At 68.1% G+C, this 20070-nt stretch carries 19 protein-coding genes and 1 pseudogene; 13 read left to right on the forward strand and 7 right to left on the reverse strand.

Annotation, left to right across the window (positions count from 1 at the left end; genetic code table 11):
* Positions 1-98 precede the first annotated feature (98 nt).
* Positions 99-656, reverse strand: coding sequence for a hypothetical protein (locus DQP57_RS19090; protein ID WP_112634297.1), 558 nt, complete (start codon positions 654-656; stop codon positions 99-101).
* 227 nt (positions 657-883) lie between these two features.
* Between DQP57_RS19090 and DQP57_RS19095 the strand changes: the two genes are divergently transcribed.
* On the forward strand, positions 884-2704 hold the full coding sequence (locus tag DQP57_RS19095) for a DUF4407 domain-containing protein (protein ID WP_112634298.1): 1821 nt from the start codon (positions 884-886) through the stop codon (positions 2702-2704).
* Between the two features lie 38 nt (positions 2705-2742).
* On the opposite strand, the pseudogene DQP57_RS19100 reads toward DQP57_RS19095, so the two are convergent.
* The 5 genes and pseudogenes from DQP57_RS19100 to DQP57_RS19115 form a co-directional block, all read right to left on the reverse strand.
* A pseudogene (locus DQP57_RS19100) lies at positions 2743-3566 on the reverse strand (SAM-dependent methyltransferase).
* A gap of 7 nt (positions 3567-3573) precedes the next feature.
* Complete coding sequence (locus tag DQP57_RS19105; protein WP_112634299.1) at positions 3574-4428, reverse strand: helix-turn-helix domain-containing protein; 855 nt, start codon at positions 4426-4428, stop codon at positions 3574-3576.
* Positions 4429-4485: 57 nt separating this feature from the next.
* The gene (locus DQP57_RS26685) at positions 4486-4707 is read right to left on the reverse strand and encodes a hypothetical protein (protein ID WP_133259269.1); all 222 of its coding nucleotides are present in this window, start codon (positions 4705-4707) and stop codon (positions 4486-4488) included.
* Positions 4704-4991 (reverse strand): ANTAR domain-containing protein, encoded by a 288-nt coding sequence (locus DQP57_RS19110; RefSeq protein ID WP_112634300.1) that lies wholly within the window; start codon positions 4989-4991, stop codon positions 4704-4706. The genes DQP57_RS26685 and DQP57_RS19110 overlap by 4 nt, the downstream gene beginning before the upstream one ends.
* A 269-nt stretch (positions 4992-5260) precedes the next feature.
* Positions 5261-6517, reverse strand: a complete 1257-nt coding sequence (locus DQP57_RS19115; protein WP_240631812.1) for a CaiB/BaiF CoA transferase family protein — start codon at positions 6515-6517, stop codon at positions 5261-5263.
* A gap of 258 nt (positions 6518-6775) precedes the next feature.
* On the opposite strand from DQP57_RS19115, the gene DQP57_RS19120 reads away from it, so the two are divergent.
* From DQP57_RS19120 to DQP57_RS19155, 8 genes are read left to right on the forward strand one after another with little or no spacing between them, the layout of a single operon-like run.
* Positions 6776-7639: a mycofactocin-coupled SDR family oxidoreductase gene (locus tag DQP57_RS19120; protein WP_112634302.1), complete on the forward strand. Its 864-nt coding sequence runs from the start codon at positions 6776-6778 to the stop codon at positions 7637-7639.
* 43 nt (positions 7640-7682) lie between these two features.
* On the forward strand, positions 7683-8663 hold the full coding sequence (locus DQP57_RS19125; protein WP_112634303.1) for a thiamine pyrophosphate-dependent dehydrogenase E1 component subunit alpha: 981 nt from the start codon (positions 7683-7685) through the stop codon (positions 8661-8663).
* A gap of 3 nt (positions 8664-8666) precedes the next feature.
* Positions 8667-9665, forward strand: a complete 999-nt coding sequence (locus DQP57_RS19130; protein ID WP_112634304.1) for an alpha-ketoacid dehydrogenase subunit beta — start codon at positions 8667-8669, stop codon at positions 9663-9665.
* Positions 9658-9894, forward strand: coding sequence for a lipoyl domain-containing protein (locus tag DQP57_RS19135; RefSeq protein ID WP_064950017.1), 237 nt, complete (start codon positions 9658-9660; stop codon positions 9892-9894). Before DQP57_RS19130 ends, DQP57_RS19135 begins: the two co-directional genes overlap by 8 nt.
* 33 nt (positions 9895-9927) lie before the next feature.
* Entirely contained in the window at positions 9928-10800 is an 873-nt protein-coding gene (locus DQP57_RS19140) for an enoyl-CoA hydratase-related protein (protein WP_112634305.1), read from the forward strand.
* Between the two features lie 9 nt (positions 10801-10809).
* Positions 10810-12339: an acyl-CoA synthetase gene (locus DQP57_RS19145; RefSeq protein ID WP_112634306.1), complete on the forward strand. Its 1530-nt coding sequence runs from the start codon at positions 10810-10812 to the stop codon at positions 12337-12339.
* Positions 12340-12372: 33 nt separating this feature from the next.
* Positions 12373-13767 carry an aromatic ring-hydroxylating oxygenase subunit alpha gene (locus tag DQP57_RS19150; protein WP_112634307.1) on the forward strand — a complete coding sequence of 465 codons (1395 nt, stop codon included), beginning with the start codon at positions 12373-12375 and terminating at the stop codon, positions 13765-13767.
* A complete protein-coding gene (locus DQP57_RS19155; protein ID WP_112634308.1) occupies positions 13764-15473 on the forward strand; it encodes an FAD-binding protein in 1710 nt (569 codons plus the stop codon). Before DQP57_RS19150 ends, DQP57_RS19155 begins: the two co-directional genes overlap by 4 nt.
* Before the next feature lie 61 nt (positions 15474-15534).
* On the opposite strand, the gene DQP57_RS19160 is transcribed toward DQP57_RS19155, so the two are convergent.
* Positions 15535-16428 (reverse strand): enoyl-CoA hydratase-related protein, encoded by an 894-nt coding sequence (locus DQP57_RS19160; RefSeq protein ID WP_240631813.1) that lies wholly within the window; start codon positions 16426-16428, stop codon positions 15535-15537.
* Between the two features lie 110 nt (positions 16429-16538).
* Here DQP57_RS19160 and DQP57_RS19165 point away from each other — a divergent pair, with 110 nt between their 5' ends.
* The 4 genes from DQP57_RS19165 to DQP57_RS19185 all read left to right on the forward strand — a co-directional run.
* Positions 16539-17378 (forward strand): nitrile hydratase subunit beta, encoded by an 840-nt coding sequence (locus DQP57_RS19165; protein WP_112634309.1) that lies wholly within the window; start codon positions 16539-16541, stop codon positions 17376-17378.
* Between the two features lie 20 nt (positions 17379-17398).
* Positions 17399-18109, forward strand: coding sequence for a thiocyanate hydrolase subunit gamma (gene scnC / locus DQP57_RS19170; RefSeq protein WP_112634310.1), 711 nt, complete (start codon positions 17399-17401; stop codon positions 18107-18109).
* Positions 18110-18117: 8 nt separating this feature from the next.
* Positions 18118-18489 (forward strand): thiocyanate hydrolase, encoded by a 372-nt coding sequence (locus tag DQP57_RS19175; protein WP_112634311.1) that lies wholly within the window; start codon positions 18118-18120, stop codon positions 18487-18489.
* Between the two features lie 276 nt (positions 18490-18765).
* The coding region (locus tag DQP57_RS19185; RefSeq protein WP_133259270.1) for a DEAD/DEAH box helicase at positions 18766-20070 on the forward strand (1305 nt) is incomplete at its 3' end.

Below are 20070 nucleotides of genomic sequence, written 5' to 3' on the forward strand. Positions count from 1 at the left end.
CCCCTGGCGATCGGGAACGCCGTCGCCCACGGGGGCGACAGACGCACAACCATGTCTGGGTACCCCGACGCCCTCACGCGTATTCGTGGGCGGGCCGGTCAGGGCCAGGCTGACTCCAGCTGCTGGGCCACATCGATGATTTGCGCCGCCTGCGACTGGGGCGTGTCGATCTCGGCGGCGACGTATTGCGCGATGAAGCGCCGGATCTCTCCGTCCACGCCCGCCAGGATGCGCAGCACCTCGCCGCGAATGGAGTTCGACGAGACGTTGACGGTGATGTCGGACGGTCGCGGTTTGGCCACGTCGACGATCAGCAACAGGGGTTCGGCCGCGCGCGCCGTCGCCCGCAGCTGGATGTCGCCGGAAACCACGAAACGCGGCTTGTCGAGCCACAAATCGATCAGCAGATCGATGGACAGCGGAATGTGGATGACGAAGGTGATGCTGTCGCCCAGCCGGCGCGTGACGCGGGGCTCGTGAATCTTGACGTTGGCACTGACCTTGGCGATCCCGCCGGGCCCCTGCGCAATCGGCTCCATGGCGAACTCACTGCCGGCGATGTCGGCGAACGCGGCGGCGACACGCTCGGGGGTGACGGCGACCTCGAAGAACCTGCGGCCAAACTCTTCGTAGGTGACATAATCGTGATTCGTCATAGGCTTATACCGTCTCATGTCACCTGCCGGAACGGTCGCTGATCTGCTCGCGTCGCCGCAATTCCGCGTCAGATGCCCCCTCGTTGGACCGGCGGGTGTGAGCGATGCGCGGCCGGGGATCTGCGTCGATTCCGCGGACTTGTGAAGCGCGCCACAGGCGGGGCGCTTCGATTCGATGTGTCGGGCGGTGGCCTGCGAGGCTTGATGGTGGAGGTGTGTGGAGCCCTATGCCCCAGGAAGTAATCGAGCAGCGCTCAGGCCTGGCCCGGGCGGCGGAGGCGCTCATCTGGTTGGGCGGCGGACACCGGCGCGAGCTGGGTGAGCGGCACGAGCGGTCCACCCACGCCGTCGCCGGCGCCGTTACGTTGTCGGGCGCGGCACTGGCGTGGCTGGTCGCGGCGCTCGCGCTCGCCGGCGCGACCCGTTGGCCGCTGCCGGCGGTGGTGGCGCTGACCCTGGTCTTCGGTGTGCTGGTCGGCGCCATCGGCCGCGGCACCATCCCGGGGCCCGACCGGAGCCGGCCCGGCGTCCTGGGACGCGTCGCCGTGGCGGCGGCGGTGGGCGTGGTCGTCGGTGAGCTCGCCGCGCTGGTCCTGCTGTCCAGCTCGATCAACCATCGGCTCGACGAACGGGCGTTGCGCCACGCCGAATCGTCCCCCGCCGTCGCGCGTGCATCGGCGGCCCTTCAGCAGACCAGGGATGCCCGCGCCGCGCTCGACAACTCCGTCGCCCAGGCCCGTGACCGCCAGGACAAGGCCCTGGTCATCGCCCGCTGCGAGTACCACCCCACCCCCGGCTGCCCGCAGACCCGGATCACCGGCGATCCCGGCACCGGGCCCGAAACACGCACGGCGAACGAACTTCTCGCCGATGCCCAGCGCGAATTGGACACCGCCCTGGCGGCGCGGGACGGTCGGGCGCCAGGCCTGGACGCCACGATCTCGCGACAGGAGCAAGCGCTGCGCGACGCGCGGGACGGTGTCGTGTCGGACGCCGACCGCGGCCTGGGCGCGCGCTGGGTGGCGATGAATGACCTCACCTCGGCCGACGCCGGCGCGATGACCCTGCGCCTGTTGACGATCGGGGCCTGCGTGCTGCTCTACACCGCACCCCTGATCCTTGGGTGCTGGCGCGGCGAGACGACGCACGACCGCCACGCCACCTCGCGGGCCGAGCGCGAACGCGCCGAACTCGACGCGGACACCGCGATCGCCATCAAACGGGCCGAGGTGCGTCGGGAGGCCGAAATCCTCTGGGCCGAACACCAACTGACGCAGGCGCGCCTTGCCATCGAGGCGCAGACCCAGATCGATCGCGAGCAGCAGCGCCGCCGGGTTTCCGACGCTCTGCAGAGTCCGGTGCATGCCGCGTCGCTGCGGGAGTTCGAGTCGGACGACGACGTGTACCTGCCGATCGCCGCCGAAGCCGAGGCGGCCAGCCGCGCCATCACCGCGGTGCCCGCACCGGAGCCGGCCGCGGGCCTGGTCGGCCCCCACACCGACATTCCGGAGCATCTGCCCGCTCCCCTGCCGACGGGCGGGGAGGTCGAGCAACACCAGGAACGGCATGCGTCGTCGATCCCCTCGATTCCGGACGCCACCAAGGCCGCTGCCCGCTGGATTCGCCCGCTGGTGCCGCCGTTCGTGGCCAAGGTCATCGACACCACCACCCAGCCGCTGCGCGCCGCGCGCCAGGTGTTCGAAGGCGTCCTCGAGGAGACCGGGGAGATCGCGTTCACGCTCAAGCGCACCCGCAAGGTGACGGTCAATTCCGAGGCCTCCGACACCCGGCTGTCCGGTCACCCCGCGGGTGAAACGCCTTCGGAACGAGCGGAATTCGTTGTCTCGTCGCGACACCACCCCGCCGGGCGCCCGCAGGGCCGGGTGTCCGGCCGCGAGTCGGGCCCGTCCCTGCCGGGGCGGGCCGACGCCGAGCGCCTGTCGGTCCGGTCCGCCGAAAGCGATCGCCGGCGTGCGCTGACGAAACGCGACGGTCCGCCGGAGTTGGGTCCGCCCGACGGCCCGCGCGAGCTGCCGCCGCCGAAATAGCCTGCCGCCGTACCTGGACGCGCTAGGACTTCGACGCGTCAGGACTTCGTCGCCTCGACGAAGTAGCCGCGCGGTATCCCGGGCACCTCCAGCGGGACGACCGGATGATCCCAGCGATTCCACCTGGCGCCGGGTTCGGCGACGTCGGTGACCTTCGCGGTCCAGCCGTGCCGCTCGATCAGGGCGGCCGGCGCGTCGGTGCCGAACGTCCACGCAGCGCCGCTCTGCCGCATGTACTCGAGGGTGGGCTGCATGAAGTCCGCCTCCAGCAGCGTCGCGCCGACCAGGTCATAGCAGGCCCGCGAACCCGGTGCCGACAGCGCATCGATGCGGGCGAACACGAGGTCGACGGCGGCGGCGTCGAGGTATTGCAGCAGCCCTTCGACGAGCCACGCCGTCGGGGCATCCGGCGAAAACCATGGGACAGCAGCGCTTTCGGCCAGTCATCGGCCAGATCGATGCCCACCGGGACGCGACGGCAGCGCGGACGCTCGCCCGCGAGCCGCTGATCCTTGATCGCCATCACCTGCGGCTGGTCGACTTCGTAGACGGTGGTGCCGGGGCGCCACGGCAGCCGGTACGCGCGCGCATCCATGCCCGCGGCGAGGATCACCACCTGCGCTACGTCGGCCGACTCCGCCCTGTGCAACGCCTCGTCCCAGAACCGCGTGCGGATCGCGATCTGCGGCGAGGACGCGCCCGTCGCCGCCGCCGCTCTGGCAAGCAGCGAGCGGCCTTCCGCGCCGGCCAGCCGGTCGGCGAACGGGTCGGTGAACAGCCGGTCCGGGCGCTCGGATTCCTCGGCACGCATCGCGGCGACCAGGAATCCGGTGTCCGCTACGGCTTGTCTGGTTTCTTCCATGTGGTCATCATCGGCGCGCCGGGCCGCGCGGTCTTGGATTTTTGTGCCCCTCCCACGGAACGTGGCTGGGCAACAGGATTCGCCGCCGCCGGTAGGACGTCGGCGTCATACCGCTGAACGCGCGAAACTCGCGCACCAGATGGGACTGGTCGAAATATCCCAGCTCGGCCGCGATGCGGGCGCCGCCGCTCGCGTCGTCGCCAAGCCGGCTCAGCGCTGCCTGGAACCGGCGAGCACGGGCGAATTCCTTTGGCGCCAACCCAACCTCGGCGCGAAACAGCGCGATGAGCCGCTTGGTGGACAATCCCGTCATGCGGCGGACTTCCGCCAAGCGCACCGAGGGATCGGCCTCGATGGCGGCCATCGCGGCACCCACGCTCGGGTCTGGCTGCCTCGACGCGCCCGCCCGCGCGAGCAGGAACCGCTCGAGCAGCGCGAACCTGTCCGAGATCGACGGCGCCTCGATCAAGCGCTCGTGCAGTTCGCGTCCCGCACCGCCCCAGATCTCGCCGATGCCGACGGGCCCGCCGGCCAGGTCGCTCAACGACCTGCCCAGAAACGAAAAAGCGCCGCCCGGCCGGAAATGGATGGCCATGACGGGCTCGTCGGCCGCGATGTCCGACACGTAGGACACGTTCTGCGGTCCCGTGACGAACGCCGGCGGGACGCTCAGTTCGGTTGTGCCGTCGGCGGCATAGAAATCCAGTCGCTGTCGGTCGCCGACGTCGAAGACGACCGTCACCGCCCCGCGTGGCAGCGCCCGGCTCCGATAGCTGCCCCCGCGGTGCAACCAATGCCCAAAGAATTCGACGTGGTCGGCCAGCGGCCCGCGCGGGCGGTGCAGCCTGGGCCCCGCACCCATCGGCGTCACCACGCGATCGATTGCGGACACGCCGGCAATTGTCCCACCGACGCCGTCTCAGCGGAGCAGGTTGATCCCGTAGTCGGGCTCCGGACCGGACCGGATCGACCCGCGGCCCATCCGCCACCGCCGCATACCCCGCGCCCGTGTCGGCCAGTGCAGCCGCAGCCCGGCGGCACCCCCCTCCGGACGGGTTTTCGGGTCGATGTTGTTGGAGTTGGAGGCGGCCGGGTTACCCCTCGAAAGCTCGGCCGCCCCAACGTCTTGGTGCGCGCTCAACCGGTCAGCGCGGCGGATGTGAACAGCGGACCCCACTCCCGGCGGGCCGCGGATTGCGCGTCGACGAAGCTCGGTGTCTCCTCCCCGTCGCCCGCCAGGTGGACCAGCGCCCAAGCCATGGCGAAGACCGGCACCTTGTGCCGGATTGCCGCGCCGTGCAATTCGTCCAGTGCGGCGTCGGAAGGACACCGGCGAAGACCGATGAGGATGCCCCGCGCGGTGTCGAGAATGCGGCCGGAGTTCGGGCCGCACGAAGTTTGGGCGGGGACCCAGTTCGTCGTCATGCTGTTGATACCTCCTGCTGCGCCCTGGCGAAACCGCTACTCGCATAGCGGCAGGAATCCGTGCGCGTCGTCGCGGCCGCAATCCCCAAAAGGCGCCCTGTGCAATGATTTGCGGATCCGTCGCGTTGTGCCAGTGCACCACTGACATTGATACGCGGCTGTGACCGTTTCGGGATCGGCTGCTCACCACGGAAATTCGCGACTTGTGGTATCGAAACAGGCTGTGAAACAGCGCAATTAGCGCGACGGCCACCCGACCGACCGGCTTCCTAGAGAATCGCCCCGGCCTCCTTCGCCCTGGCGATCTCGTCCCAGTCGACGTCGAGTTCCAGCAGGATCTCTTCGGTGTGTTGCCCGTGCTCCGGGGCGCGGGCGGGAGCGGGTGGCGTCTCGTCGAATTGCACTGGGGCGGCAACGATTCGGTACTTCTCGCCGTGGTCGTCGACGTTGGTGACCACGTAGCCGTTGGGTTCGACCTGCGGGTCGTTGAGGGTTTCCCGCGGGGTCGCCAGCGCACCCCACACGCCCGGTTCGTCTGCGAGCACCGCCTGCCAGTGCGCGAGGTCGTGGCGGGCAAAGGTATTCGCCAGCAGCTCGGTCGCCGCGGCCGCATTGGCGATCAAATTGCTGGACGGGACGAATCGCCCGTCGTCGGCCAGTTCCGCGAGCCCCATGCGACGGCAGAAGCCGGCCCAGAACTTGTCGGGCTGCAAAAACACCAGTTGGATCCACCTGCCGTCGCTGGTCTTGTACCGGTTGACGAGCGGGTTGATGGCCAGGCCGGGCGGCGCACCGGGGATCCCGTCGATATCGAAGAAGTCGGCCGCGCAAATGGACGGCGCTATCGACCACATCGCCTGCGCCAGCAGCGACGAGTCGACGATCGTCGGTTCGCCGGTGCGTTCCCGGTGAAACAGCGCGGCGCAGACGCCGCCGGCCAGCGTCGCCCCGCCCTGCAGGTCACCGAAGCCGGGCCCCTGCACCGCAGGGGTCTCACTGCCGAACGGTGTCAGCGTGTAGGCGACCCCGCCGCGGGCGAGATAGGTGGCCGCGTCGAAGCCGCCGCGGTCGCGGTCGGGACCGCGGACGCCCAGCCCGGTGCCGCGCGCGATGATGATCTTCGGGTTGAACGAGCGGATGTCCTCGACGGTCAGCCGGGCGCGTTCGAGCGCGCCGGGCAACCAATTGGTCAAGAACACATCGGCACTGGCCAACAGCCGGCCGAACAACTCGCGACCCGTGTCCGACTTGATGTCGATGGCGATGCTGCGCTTGCCGCGGTTGCCCAGCTCGAGGATGAAGTCGGCGTCGGGCCGGGCCGCTTCCCGGGTGAAGCCGCCGACCACCAGCGCCCGGCCCGGGTCACCGGAGGTGACGCCTTCCACCTTGATCACGTCGGCACCCCAGTCCGACAGGGCGGCCCCGGCCGAGGGCACATAGGTCCACGACGCCAGCTCGACGACCCGCACCCCGCGCAGGACCCCGCCGTGCACGTCAGGCATCGCCCACCCCCTCGTCGTGTTCATTCCTTGCTATTTTAGATATTCTAGCTAGTCTTGGGCGTAGTGATAGCCCATCTGCAGGTCAGCGCAGTTTTTCGGGGAAGAGATGCGATGCAGCCGACCGAAGGTCTCACTGCGACGCCCGCCGCGGTGACCGCGCGCCGCGCCGCGCCGCGGACGGGACAGCGGTCGGATTCTTGCCGCTCGAGCATCAGTCGTGACGGCGAATGGCGTTGGGTGCCAACGCGGATCGCGATGTAGACACCGACGAAGGAACGGGCGATGGGCAGGGTAACGGGCAAGGTGGCCGTGATCAGTGGCGCCGCGCGCGGGCAGGGCCGCTCTCACGCGCGGATGCTGGCCGCCGAAGGTGCGGACATCATCGCCGTGGATCTCTGCACCGACATCGACACCAATGAGTATCCGCTGGCGCGCCCCGAGGACCTGGACGAAACGGCACGGCTGGTGGAGAAGGAGGGGCGGCGCGCGCACACCGCGGTCGCCGACGTCCGCGACCGCGTGGCCCTGTCGGCGGCCATCGATGAGGGCGTCGCCGAGCTCGGGCGCCTCGACATCGTGGTGGCCAACGCCGGCATCTGCCCACTGACCGCGGGACTGCCGCCGAAGGCCTTCGCCGACGCGGTGGACGTGGACCTCATCGGCGTGCTCAACCTGGTGCACGCCAGCCTCAAACACCTGCAGGCCGGGGCGTCGATCGTCGTCATCGGCTCCAACGCGGCGTTCATGTCATCGATGAACACCACCGGTATCGACGGCGGTCCCGGCGGAGCGGGCTACGCGTTCGCGAAATTGGCCGCGGCGCACTATGTCAACGACTTCGCCCTGGCGCTGGCGCCGTTCTCCATCCGGATGAACGCGGTGCACCCGACGAACGTCAACACCGACATGCTGCACAGCGCGCCGATGTACCGGGCCTTCCGCCCCGACCTCAAGGAGCCGACCCGCGAGGACGCCGAACCGATCTTCCCGTTCGTCCAGGCGATGCCCATCCCCTACGTCGAACCCGAGGACATCAGCGAGGCGGTGCTGTTCCTCGCCTCCGACGCCGCCCGCTACATCACCGGACAGCAACTGCGCGTGGACGGCGGCGGCTTCCTCAAGGTCAAGCCGTGGTCGGGCGCGTGACCGAGGTGACCCCAATCGTCATGCACCGCAACGGGACTCCACGATGACCGAGGACCGCAAGATCCTACGACGCCTCTACGAACTGATGGTGCTCATGAAGGCGGCGGACGACCGGCTGTCCACGGGGATCGGCACCGGCGAGTTCATGTGCGTGTACTGGCCCTCCCGCGGCCAGGAGGCGATCGCCGCGGCGCTGGGTGTCGCGCTGCGGCCCGACGATCAATTGGTGACCACCTACCGCGGCCTGCACGATCTCATCGGCAAGGGGGTCCCCCTCGAGGAGATCTACGGCGAGATGATGGGCCGCGCCGTCGGCGCGAGCCGGGGCAAGGGCGGCACCATGCACATCGCCAAACCCGAGGTGGGCGTGATGCTTTCGACCGGCATCGTCGGCGCCGGGCCGCCGGTGGCCGTGGGCCTGGCGATGGCCGCCCAACGCAAGGGGCTCGACCGTGTCACGGTGGTCAGCTTCGGGGACGGCGCCACCAACACCGGCTCCTTCCACGAGGCCGCCAACATGGCCGCGCTCTGGGACCTGCCCATGGTCTTCGTCTGCCAGAACAACCAATACGCGGAGATGACCCCGACGGGCGACACCATGAAGCTCGAGCGGGTGGCCGATCGGGCCGCCGGATACGGGATGCCCGGGGTGCGCGTCGACGGCAACGATCCGCTGGCGGTGAAGGCGGCGCTCGACGAGGCGCTGCAGCGCGCCCGCGGCGGCGCCGGCCCCACCTTCATCGAATGCGTGACCTTCCGCTTCCGCGGCCACTATTTCGGCGACCGGATGCCCTACATGCCCAAGGATCAACTCGAGGCGGCGATGGCCGCCGATCCGGTGCCCCGGTTCCGCTCCTACCTCGCCGAGACGGGCAGCTGCGGCGGCGACGAGCTGGACCGGATGGACGCGCAGGCGGTGGCGGCGGTGCAGGGCGCGCTGCGCGCCGTCATGGCCGCGGATGCGGCATCGGTCGACGAGCTTGACCGCGACGTTTACGCGACGCCCATCGGGTTTCCGGTGTAGGACATGGGCGACACCGAGATGACGATGCGCGAGGCGCTCAACCTCGCGCTGGACCAGGCGCTCGCGGCCGACGAACGGGTGTTCTTGCTCGGTGAGGACATCGCCGATCCCGGCGCATCCGGTCCCACCGCCGGGCTCTCGACGAAATACGGGCACGACCGCGTCCTGGACACCCCGATCTCGGAGGCCGCCATCCTCGGCGCGGCCATCGGCGCCGCCATCGACGGGCTCCTGCCGGTCGCCGAGATCATGATCATGGACTTCATCGGGATCGCCGCCGACCAACTGATCAACAACGCCGCCAAACTGCGGTTCATGACCGCCGGCCGCACGTCGGCGCCGATCACCGTGCGCACCCAGGTGTACGCCGGGCTGGCCACCGGTGCGACGCATTCGCAAAGCCTCGAGGCCTGGTTCATGCACGTTCCCGGGATGAAGGTGATCGTGCCGTCCACCCCGCGCGACGGCAAAGGTCTGCTGACCACGGCGATCTTCGACCCCGACCCCTGCCTGTTCGTCGAAACCATCCGGTTGCAGAGCAAAAAGGGGCCGGTGCCCGTCGAGCCCGGCTTCTCGATCCCGCTGGGCCAGGCCGACATCAAGCGGCCCGGCACCGACGTGAGCCTGATCGGCTACGGACGCTGCGTGCACGACGCGCTCGCCGCGGCGGCCACCCTGGCCGACCAGGGCGTCGACGCCGAGGTCGTCGACCTGCGCACGCTGGTGCCGCTGGACCTCGACGCCATCGTCGACTCCGTCCGGCGCACTCACCGCGCCGTCATCGTGCACGATGCGGTCCAATTCGCGGGCCCCGGAGCCGAAATCGCCGCCCTCCTGTCGGCCGAGTTGTTCGGCGAACTCGCCGCGCCCATCGAGCGGGCCGCCGCGCGGTTCGTGCCTAATCCGGCCGCCCCCGCGCTCGAAGCGCAGGTGTATCCGTCGCCGGCACGCATCGTCGCGGCGGCCCAGCGCACGCTGCAGAGGGCGAAGGTGCATGGCTGACTTCATCATTCGCATTCCGCGGGTCTCGGTGGCCGTGTCCGAGGCCGAACTCACCGGCCTGCTGGTCGGCGCCGGTGAGCACGTCGAGGCGGGCACGCCGATCTACGTCATCGCGACCGAAAAGGTGGAACAGGAAATCGAGGCGGGGGCATCCGGCACTGTGCGCTGGACGGGTCAGGTCGGGACCACCTACGACATCGGCGCCGAAATCGGCGTCATCACGCCCTAACGAGGAAAAGCTAACGAGGAAAGGTAGCGCCGCATGGATCTCAACGAGACCCGCGAGAGAATCATCTACGAAAAAGAGGGCCCGATCGCCCGCATCACGCTGAACTGGCCGGAAAAGGCCAACGCGCAGGATCAGAAGCTGGCGGAAGAGGTCGACGCCGCGCTGGCCGACGCCGACCGCGACTACGACATCAAGGTGCTGGTGCTCAAAGCCAACGGCAAGGGCTTTTGTTCGGGACATGCGATCGGCAACAACGCGGTGGACTACCCGTCGTTCGTGGAGAACGCCATGGTGACCGGGCACCCGTGGAAGGCGCAGTCGGATCTGTTCGTCAAGCCCACGCTGAACCTGTGGGAGTTTTCCAAGCCCACGATCGCGCAGGTGCACGGCTACTGCGTGGGCGGCGGCACGCACATGGGCCTGACCACCGACATCGTCATCGCCTCCGAGGATGCCTACTTCTCCTACCCGCCCCTGCAGGGGTTCGGGATGCCGTCGGGTGAATGCTCCATCGAGCCTTGGGTTTTCATGAACTGGCGCCGGGCCGCCTACTACCTGTTCACCGCCGAGGTCATCGACGCCAAGAAGGCCCTCGACGTCGGCCTGGTCAACGAGGTCGTCCCGCGCGACCAGCTCGACGGCAGGGTCGACGCCATCGCCCGCCATATCGCCCAGGCGCCGCTGACGACGCTGATGCTCACCAAGGCCAACCTCAAACGCGCCTGGGAGCTGATGGGCATGCGGGTGCACTGGCAGAGCTCCAACGACCTCGTCGCGCTCGCCTCGATCAGCAAGGACGTGCAGCAGCTGATCCAGACGGTCTTCAAGGACAAGGTGCTGCCCTCCGAGCATGCCCGCCGCCAGGCCGCGGCGGCCGCCCAGACCGACGGCGCCGCAACAACTTAGGGATTGCCGGTGAACATCGCCGAGCACGCGATCGCCGCCGCAGGGTCGCCGGCCCTGATCACCGACGGCGGCACGATCTCGTTCGGCGAACTGCACACCCGCAGCCGGCGGGTGGCCGCCGCGTTGCACGGGGCGGGGCTGCGCCGCGGCGACGGGATTGCGCTGGTGCTGCCGAACCGCCCGGAGTTCCTCGAAATCACCTGGGGCGCCCAACTTTCCGGCCTCTACTACACCGCCGTGAACACCCACTTCCTTGCCGAGGAGGTCAGCTACGTCATCGACGACTCGGACGCCAAGGCGGTGTTCGTCGATGCCGCGATGCCCCAACTGGCCGCGCACATCCGAAACGCCAACGCCGTGGTGGTCGCGCATTTCTCGGTCGGCGGCCCGCTGCCCGGCTGGCGATCCTACGAGGACGCGCTGGCGGCGGCCGGGGAGCCCCCACCCCTTTCGGACGGATCGGAGATGCTGTATTCGTCCGGGACCACCGGGCGGCCCAAGGCGGTGCGGCGGCCGCTTCCCGTCGACGGCAACGGATCCTGGGCGCAGTCGGTGCTCGAACTGGCGCTCATTCACAAATACGCTATGAACTCCTCGAGCGTGTACCTGTCCCCCGCACCGCTGTATCACGCGGCCGGGGTGAACTACACCATGGCGGTTAACCGGGTGGGCGCAGCGTCGGTCCTCATGCCCAGATTCGACGCCGAGGCGATGTTGCGCCTGATCGAGGCCCACCGGGTGACCCACGCGCAGTTCGTGCCGACGATGTTCGTGCGCATGCTCAAGTTGCCCGCGCCGGTTCGGGAGCGCTACGACGTCTCCAGCTTGCGGTGCGTCATTCACGCGGCCGCACCGTGCCCGGTCGACGTGAAACACCGGATGATGGACTGGTTTGGCCCCATCATCCACGAATACTACGGTGGCACCGAAGGTTTCGCGGGCACCACGATCGGCCCCAGCGAGTGGCTCGACCATCCCGGGTCGGTGGGTGTTCCGATGGCCCCGGTGCACGTGGTCGGCGAGGACGGGCGCGAGCTTCCCGTCGGCGAATCCGGCGAACTCTATTTCGAGGGTGGACCGGACTTCGAATACTTCAAGGACCCCGCCAAAACCGCATCGGTGTCCAACGAGCGCGGCTGGCGATCGCTCGGCGACATGGGCTATGTCGACGCCGACGGCTATTTGTACCTCACCGACCGCTCTTCGTTCATGATCGTCTCCGGCGGGGTCAACATCTACCCGCAAGAGGCGGAGAATCTGCTTGTCATGCATCCGAAGCTGGTGGACGCGGCGGTGTTCGGGGTTCCCAACGATGAGTTCGGCGAAGAGGTCAAGGCCGTCGTGCAGCCGGCCGATGGCGTGGCGCCCGGACCCGAGCTGGAGGCCGAACTCATCGAATATTGCCGGGCGCACCTGGCCGGGTACAAGTGCCCGCGCACCGTCGAATTCGGCTCCCTGCCGCGCGACCCGAACGGAAAGCTCTACAAGAGACGCCTGCGCGACCGCTACTGGCAAGGACGGGTGTCGCGGATCGTGTGATGTGACCCGAGGGATGACGAGATGGCTGTAGGAATGGGCAACGAGACTTCCAACCCGCGAACCCCGCACCGGGCGGCGGCGAACTGGACGCCGCTACCGGTGCCGTGGGCGGTGCAGACCGCCGACCGGATCCCCAAGCAGCGCTATTACGATCCGGAGTTCTACGCGCTCGAGGCGCGGCTGTTCTGGCCGCGGGTATGGCAGATGGCCTGCAGGCTGGAGGAGATCCCCAAACCGGGCGACTACGTGGAATACGAGATCCTCGACGACTCGATCATCGTGGTGCGCGTCGACCATGACACCGTGCGTTCCTACCACAACGCCTGTCGCCATCGCGGCGTAAAGCTGGTGGAGGGCAACGGGAATCGGCGCACCTTCGTCTGCCCCTTCCACGGCTGGTGCTGGGGCATCGACGGCCGCAACACCTTCGTGCTGCGCCCCGAGGCGTTCGCCGAGGACAACATGCGTCCCGAGGACCTGGAGCTGGTCTCGGTGCGCTGCGAGCTGTGGGGCGGATGCGTGTGGATCAACCTCGACAACGACGCACCGGCACTGCGCGACTGGATGGAACCGTTCGCCTCGACCTACGACGCATGGCAGGTGGAGGCGCTGCGGGTGGAGTGGTGGCAATCGTGCCGGCTGCCGGTGAACTGGAAACTCGCGACCGCGGCGTTCATGGAGAGCTACCACGTGCCGCAGACCCATCCGCAGCTGCTGCCGTCCGCGCAGACCGGGGAGCCCTCCGCCGCAGTACATCCCGTCGTCGCGAGCAACCTGTATTTCATGCGCACACTCGGCGCCGGCATGGCCGGCATGACGCATGAGAACGACATTCGCATCGCCGAAGGCCTGCAGCACATCGAGTTGCCCGCCGACCCGAGCGCGGCGATGGCGGCGTGGCGCGACGCGCTCAACGACGCCGTCGTCGACTGGCATCGCGCCCGCGGCAGCACCATGCCCGATCTCAACGACCTCGTCCGCCGCGGGATCACCGACGCGATCGGATTCGCCTTCCCGCACCACTTCATCCTGCCCACCTACAGCAGCGCCTCCTCGTACCGCATCCGTCCGCTGGGGCCCGAGGAGACGCTGTTCGAAATCTGGTCGCTGACCCGGTTTCCCGCCGACGCATCGGCCGGCAAACCCGCGCCTCCCGAACCCATGGCGCCCGACGACCCGCGCTGGCCGCCCATCCCGGCCCAGGATTTCTCCAATCTGCCCCGGCAGCAGAAGGGCTTGCATTCCACAGGCTTTGACTTCATGCGGTTGTCCGATCAGATCGAAGGCCTGATCTCGAATTTCGAACGCGTCATCGACGGTTTCCTGGCCGGGCTGCCGTACACCACCCTGCTGCCCGCCATCCAGCGGACCAACACCACCATCGACGTGCCGATCGTCGACCTCGGCTTCGGCTCGGAGGCGCGATGACCACCCGGTGGGACCATTCGGTGGACCTGGTCATCGCGGGCAGCGGTGGGGGCGGCATGGTCGCCGGGCTGACCGCCCTGGACTGCGGGCTCGAACCGCTGATCATCGAAAAGCAGCCGCTGGTGGGCGGTTCGACGGGGTTGTCGGGCGGCATCGTGTGGCTGCCGAACAACCCGCTGATGCGCGCCGACGGGATCGCGGACTCCCACGAGGACGGCCTGGCCTACCTGGCCGACGTGGTCGGCGACATCGGCGCACCGTCCTCCCCCGAACGACGCGAGGTGTTCCTCACCGCCGGCTTCGACATGATCAACTTCCTCATCCGCAAGGGTGTCACACTGGTCCGCTGCGCGGGCTGGAGCGACTACTACCCGAATCACAAGGGCGGCAACGCCTCCGGCCGCGCCGTCGAGGGCATCCCGTTCGACGCCGCGCGGCTCGGCGTGTGGAGCGACAAGGTGCAGCCGCCGCTGGCCAAGAACTACGGGTATGTGGTGCTGACCAACGAGTTACGGTCGGTCCAATATTTCAACCGCGCACCGCGCGCCTTCGCAGTCGCGTCGCGGGTGTTCCTGCGCACCGCGATCGCCCGGGCCCGGCGGCGCCGGCTCCTCACCAACGGCGCCTCGCTGATCGCCCAGATGCTCAAGGCGCTGATCGATCTCAGCGACGGCGATCCCCCGCTGTGGACACAAGCCGCGATGACGGATCTGGTCGTCGACGACGGCCGGGTGGTCGGGGTGCGCGCGGTCCGCGACGGAAAGCCGGTGACCGTCGAGGCCCGCAAGGGTGTCCTGTTGGCCGCCGGCGGTTTCGGCCACAACGCAGAGATGCGCCGCCGCTACAGCGGCAACCAGCCGAACGAAGGAAAGTGGTCGATCGCCAACGCCGGCGACACCGGCGAGGTGCTCGAGGCGGCGATGCGGCTGGGCGCCAAGACCGACCTGCTGGACGAGGCCTGGTGGCTGCCTTCGGTTTTCATCGCCAATGGCGGCTCCGTCGCCGCCTCGCTCGGTTCCGGACGCCAGCGCCCCGGCGCCATCTACGTCGACTCGGCCGGCAGGCGGTTCTGCAACGAGTCCAACTCCTACGTCGAGGTCGGCAAGGCGATGTACGCCAACAAGGCGGTGCCGTGCTGGATGATCTTCGACGAGGGATACGTGCGCAGATACGTCACCAGCGCCAATCCCCTGAAAACCCTGAAGCGGAACCAGCCGCTGCCCCCGGACCTGATCGAGTCCGGCGCCGTCAAACGAGCCGCGACCATTCCCGACCTCGCCCGCCAGATCGATCTTCCCCCCGACGAATTGGCGCGCACGATCGAGCGATTCAACCAATTCTCGGCCAAGGGCCTGGACCCCGACTTCGGCCGCGGCCAGTCCGCCTACAACGACTGCCTCGGCGACCCCGGCTACCGGCCGAACGCCGCCATCGGCCCGCTCGACACCGCCCCCTACTACGCGACCAGGGTGCTGCCCGCCGACGTCGGCACGTGCGGCGGCGTCATCACCAACGAACACGCCCAGGTGCTCGACGAACAGGATCGGGTGATCGAGGGTCTGTACGCCACCGGCAACACGACCGCGACGGTGATGGGCCGCACCTATCCGGGCGCCGGCGCGAGCATCGCCAGCTCGATGGTGTTCGGCTACGTCGCCGCCCGCCATGCCGCCGGACGCAAGATCGCCGGTGAGATGAGCCGCTAGGCGGGCATTGCCGCCGAGCGTGACGTTAGCTTCACGTTCGGCGCCCAGCGTGAAACCAACGTCACGCCGGCGGGGGATCCTTCTTGTCAGTGTCGACCTTGTCAGCGTCGACCTTGTTAGTGTCGAGCTTGTCGCTGTCGACGAATTCGCGTGGCTTCATCCCGGAGCGCATCAGCTCGGCCCGCCGTGCCTGCACATCGGAGGCGGCGCCAACCATGTTCGTCAGGATGTGGCTGACCTGAAGATGGACCCGCATGCCCATCAATTCCCATGCTCGCTTCACGTTGTTCTTGACCGCCATGAGTGTGGTCAACGGGATCTGGGCGATCTTTCGCGCCATCTCCTCCACGGTCTCCTCGAGGTCCTCGCGCGGGACCACCCGGTTGAGCAGACCCCAGTCGAGGGCCTGCTGCGCGGTCAGGGTCGGCGCCAGCAACAACCAGTCCATGGTGCGATGCCAATTCATCAGCAGCCACGGCTCGATCATGGTGTGCCCGCCGGGTTCGCCCAGGCTCTGGGCAAGTGGCATCTGAAAATACGCGTCCTCGGAGGCGACGCAGAAGTCGGTCAGCAAGCCGAGATAGATCCCACCGCCCATGCAATAGCCGTGGATCTGCGAGATGGTCGGCTTGGGAAATTCCCACAGGTACAGCGTCGGCCACAAAAACAGATCGGCGGTGCCTTTGTAGAGGTCCTCGAACGTGTCCCCGAAATCCGGATACGGGTTTTCGTCCGGGCCCCAGCGCGCCACATGGCCGCCGCAGAATCCCTTGCCGTTCGCCTTGAGGATAACGACCTTGACGTCCTTGTCGCGGTCGGCTTCGTGCAGGCAACTGTCGACCTCGCCGACCAGGACAGCGTCCTTGGTGTTGGCCTTGTCCACCCGGTTCAGAATGATCCGCGCTATCGGCGGTTCACGCTCATAAATGACCGCTTCCAGGACACGCCGCTCCATTCCGGTGACGTTACCGGAGACCGGCGTACCGGAGTTCGCTTTGCGGTTGCGCAATTCCGGCCAGAAGAGTGAAGTATGAGCAAGCGCTGGACTAGTCGAATGGAGCTGGGATGACGACTCCGTCGGACCGAGCCGCACAGCTCGACCTGATAGCCCGTCTGCAGTCCTCCTACCCGGAACTCCCCGACGCCCCCACGCCGGATCTCATTGACCACGAACGCTTCAACGCCTATGTCAAGACGCCGCACGACGTCGGCGGTGAGCCGGACGCTCCCATCGAATTCGAGAACAAGCAGTACGAACTCTGGGAGCACAACACCTACGTCATGTGTGAAGTGCTCGGCTGGCGCGGAATCTGGTTGTCCGAGGAGCGACGCCGGATGGGCAACGTCGACCTCGGTCGCACCATCTACCTCGGCCTGCCCTACTACGGGCGGTGGCTGCTGGCGGTCGCGCGCGTCCTCGCCGAAAAACACCACATCGGCCTGAGCGAATTGGCCGAACGCATGGCCGAGGTCAGGGCACGCTACGCCGGCGGCCTGAGCGGAAAACCCTTGGCGGCCAAGCCCAAGTCCGAAGGCGACCCCGCCGCCGTCAAACGCAACCGGCACCATCGTCACGCCGTGGGCAAGGGCGACCCGCAGGTGTATGCCGGACAGGCCGGCGCGCCGAAGTTCAAGGTCGGCGACAAGGTCGTGGTGCGCGACCTGCCCGTGTTGCTCTACACCCGCACCCAGGAGTACGTGCGCGGGGCGACGGGCGAGATCGCGGTCGTCTCGTACGAAAGCCCGGCCGCCGAGGACGAGACGTGGGACGGCCCAGACCAACAACCCGAATGGTTCTACATCGTTCGGTTCAACCTCGCCGAGCTGTGGCATGGCTACACCGGGCCCGGCAACGACACGTTGCAAACCGAAATCCCGCAACGGTGGCTCGAACCGGCCGAATAGCTTGGCGAAAGGACCCCCGCATGACCGCCCACGAGCACGAGCACGATCACGACCGCACCGCCGCGCCCATGGTCGATGAGATCACCGACTTCGAGGTCCTCGAGATCGCTCTTCGCGAATTGTGCATCGAGAAAGGCATTTTCACCGCCGAGGAGCACCGTCGCTTCACCGAGTTCGCCGAACAGATCGGACCCACTCCCGCGGCGCGCCTGGTGGCGCGGGCCTGGCTCGATCCCGACTTCAAGGAGTTGGTGCGCACCGACGCGCTGGCCGCCAGCAAGGAGGTTGGGGTCGACTGGCTGGAGCCGACCGGGTTCGGAACGCCGAGTGACTTCACCGCCCTGCATGTGCTCGAGGACACCCCGACGCTGCATCACGTGATCGTCTGCACGCTGTGCTCGTGCTACCCGCGCCCGATCTTGGGCAATTCACCGGAGTGGTACCGCACCCCCAACTACCGGCGCCGCATCGTGCGCTGGCCGCGGCAGGTGCTCGCGGAATTCGGGCTGATCCTTCCGGAGGACGTCGAGATCCGGGTGGAGGATTCCAACCAGAAGCATCGGTTCATGGTGATGCCCGTCCGGCCGGCCGGAACCCAGGATTGGACCGAAGACCAACTCGTCGAAATTGTCACGCGCGATTGCCTGATCGGGGTCGCGCTGCCTAAGCCGGGGGTGACGACCAACGCCGTCACGCAGACGCGCCCGGCCGTGCACCCGGCGGACCAGTGAGGCGACAGATGAGCGCCGCGCCCGGACCACACCCCATCGAGGACTCCAGCGTCGCACCGCTGGCCAAAATCGTTGCACGCAACCAGGTCTGGAGTCGCATGGCGGCGAAATACGGGGTGGCGAACTCGGCGCCGCCGTGGCAGACGAGCCTGGACGGCATCTGCGATGCCCTTGACCAAAGTGGTTGCGGCACACGGATGCTCAGTTTCATCGAGCGCCGCGACGACGAGGACGCGCTGTCGGCAACCGTCTACGCCGGCCTGCCGTATCCGGAGAATCGGCTGGTCGCCCTGGCGCATTCGCTGGTGTCGCGGGGCGTCATCACCGAGGACGAACTGGCGGCGCGGCTGGCGGCCGTTCGTGCGCGGCTCGAGGAGTGAGCCACGCCATTTAGCCGTTCGGCACCGCATGCGCTAGGCTGACAGCAACGTTGGCTGCATGACACTGCATGCCAACACCGTCGTGGAACGCTTCCTCATCCCCCCGGTGCCAGCGCAAAGATCGCGCTTGTCACCCAGATGACCCGTGCATCCCGCACGAGCTTGTCTCGCGGCGATCGATTTTGCCATCCGGCAATCTCGCCACCTCGTGCCGATGCCGCGCGGCGTTCTCTCGCCTCCGGCACGGCACCACCGATGCCTGAAAGGCACCGAAAAGTGACCACTAGCAAGACTTTCGCCGACCTTGGCGTGCGCACCCACCTGGTCGAAGCGCTCGCCCAGCGCGGCATCACCCATCCATTTCCGATCCAGGTCGAAACCCTGCCCGACATCCTGGCCGGCCGAGACGTTCTCGGTCGCGGCAAGACCGGCAGCGGCAAGACCCTGGCCTTTTCGATCCCGCTCGTCAGCCGCCTGCCTAAGGCCAACCGGCGCCCCTCGCGGCCCACGGGCCTAGTGCTGGCCCCCACCCGGGAGTTGGCGACGCAGATCACAGCGACGCTCGAACCACTGGCCGGTGCCAGCGGCCTGCGGATCACGACGGTTTTCGGCGGCGTTTCGCAAAGCCGCCAGGTGGCCGCGCTGAAGTCCGGCGTCGACATCGTGGTGGCCTGCCCGGGCCGGCTCGAGGATTTGATGAAGCAGCGCTTGATCAGCCTGGACGCCGTCGAGATCACCGTCATCGACGAGGCCGATCACATGGCCGATCTCGGCTTCCTGCCCGGCGTCACCCGAATCCTGGCCGCTACACCGAAAGATGGCCAGCGGCTGCTGTTTTCGGCCACCCTGGACAACGGCGTCGACAAGCTCGTGCAGCGATTCCTCCGCAACGAGGTGCTGCACTCGGTCGACGAGGCCAACTCGCCGGTATCGGAAATGACGCACCACGTCTTCCACGTCGCCAATGCCGAGTCCAAAAAAGAGGTGGTGCACCGGCTCGCCTCCGGCAGCGGCCGGCGGATTCTGTTCATGCGTACCAAGCACCAGGCGCGCAAGCTCGCCAGGCAGCTCACCGAGGCCGGTGTTCCGTCGGTCGATCTGCACGGAAACCTGTCTCAGCCCGCTCGCGAGCGCAACCTGGCGATGTTCGCCTCGGGCGGCGCCCGGGTGCTGGTGGCGACCGATATCGCCGCGCGCGGCGTGCACGTGGACGAGGTCGAGCTCGTCGTGCACATCGACCCACCCAGCGAGCACAAGTCCTATCTGCACCGGTCAGGGCGGACGGCGCGGGCGGGCAGCGCCGGTGACGTCGTCACCGTGGTGCTGCCCGAGCAGCGCCGTGACACCCAGCTGCTGATGCGCAAGGCCGGCATCACGGTCGCGCCCGTCCAGGTGACCGCCGCATCCGATGCGGTGCAGGCGCTCGTGGGCGAGGTCGCGCCCTATCAGGCCCCCGCGCCCGCCCGGGTGCCTGCGCGCACGCCCGCGCAGCATCGGCCCAACTCCGCCGGTCCGGGGCGTCGCCGGACCAGCCGGTCGCCGAAGAGCAATCCCACGCCCACCGAATCCGCGATGTCGCAC

It is taken from the genome of Mycobacterium colombiense, assembly GCF_003284935.1.
In the GTDB taxonomy this organism is placed as follows: Bacteria; Actinomycetota; Actinomycetes; order Mycobacteriales; family Mycobacteriaceae; genus Mycobacterium; species Mycobacterium arosiense_A.

Excerpts from the sequence above, each read along its gene's own strand:
- DQP57_RS19135 (WP_064950017.1), top strand. The coding sequence starts at position 9,658 with ATGGCTGACTTCATCATTCGCATTCCGCGGGTCTCGGTGGCCGTGTCC.
- DQP57_RS19090 (WP_112634297.1), bottom strand. The coding sequence starts at position 656 with ATGACGAATCACGATTATGTCACCTACGAAGAGTTTGGCCGCAGGTTC.
- DQP57_RS19140 (WP_112634305.1), top strand. The coding sequence starts at position 9,928 with ATGGATCTCAACGAGACCCGCGAGAGAATCATCTACGAAAAAGAGGGC.
- DQP57_RS19110 (WP_112634300.1), bottom strand. The coding sequence starts at position 4,991 with ATGACGACGAACTGGGTCCCCGCCCAAACTTCGTGCGGCCCGAACTCC.
- DQP57_RS19115 (WP_240631812.1), bottom strand. The coding sequence starts at position 6,517 with ATGAACACGACGAGGGGGTGGGCGATGCCTGACGTGCACGGCGGGGTC.
- scnC (WP_112634310.1), top strand. The coding sequence starts at position 17,399 with ATGACCGCCCACGAGCACGAGCACGATCACGACCGCACCGCCGCGCCC.
- DQP57_RS19120 (WP_112634302.1), top strand. The coding sequence starts at position 6,776 with ATGGGCAGGGTAACGGGCAAGGTGGCCGTGATCAGTGGCGCCGCGCGC.
- DQP57_RS19095 (WP_112634298.1), top strand. The coding sequence starts at position 884 with ATGCCCCAGGAAGTAATCGAGCAGCGCTCAGGCCTGGCCCGGGCGGCG.
- DQP57_RS19130 (WP_112634304.1), top strand. The coding sequence starts at position 8,667 with ATGGGCGACACCGAGATGACGATGCGCGAGGCGCTCAACCTCGCGCTG.
- DQP57_RS19175 (WP_112634311.1), top strand. The coding sequence starts at position 18,118 with ATGAGCGCCGCGCCCGGACCACACCCCATCGAGGACTCCAGCGTCGCA.
- DQP57_RS19160 (WP_240631813.1), bottom strand. The coding sequence starts at position 16,428 with ATGGAGCGGCGTGTCCTGGAAGCGGTCATTTATGAGCGTGAACCGCCG.
- DQP57_RS19105 (WP_112634299.1), bottom strand. The coding sequence starts at position 4,428 with ATGGGTGCGGGGCCCAGGCTGCACCGCCCGCGCGGGCCGCTGGCCGAC.
- DQP57_RS19155 (WP_112634308.1), top strand. The coding sequence starts at position 13,764 with ATGACCACCCGGTGGGACCATTCGGTGGACCTGGTCATCGCGGGCAGC.
- DQP57_RS19125 (WP_112634303.1), top strand. The coding sequence starts at position 7,683 with ATGACCGAGGACCGCAAGATCCTACGACGCCTCTACGAACTGATGGTG.
- DQP57_RS19150 (WP_112634307.1), top strand. The coding sequence starts at position 12,373 with ATGGGCAACGAGACTTCCAACCCGCGAACCCCGCACCGGGCGGCGGCG.
- DQP57_RS19165 (WP_112634309.1), top strand. The coding sequence starts at position 16,539 with ATGACGACTCCGTCGGACCGAGCCGCACAGCTCGACCTGATAGCCCGT.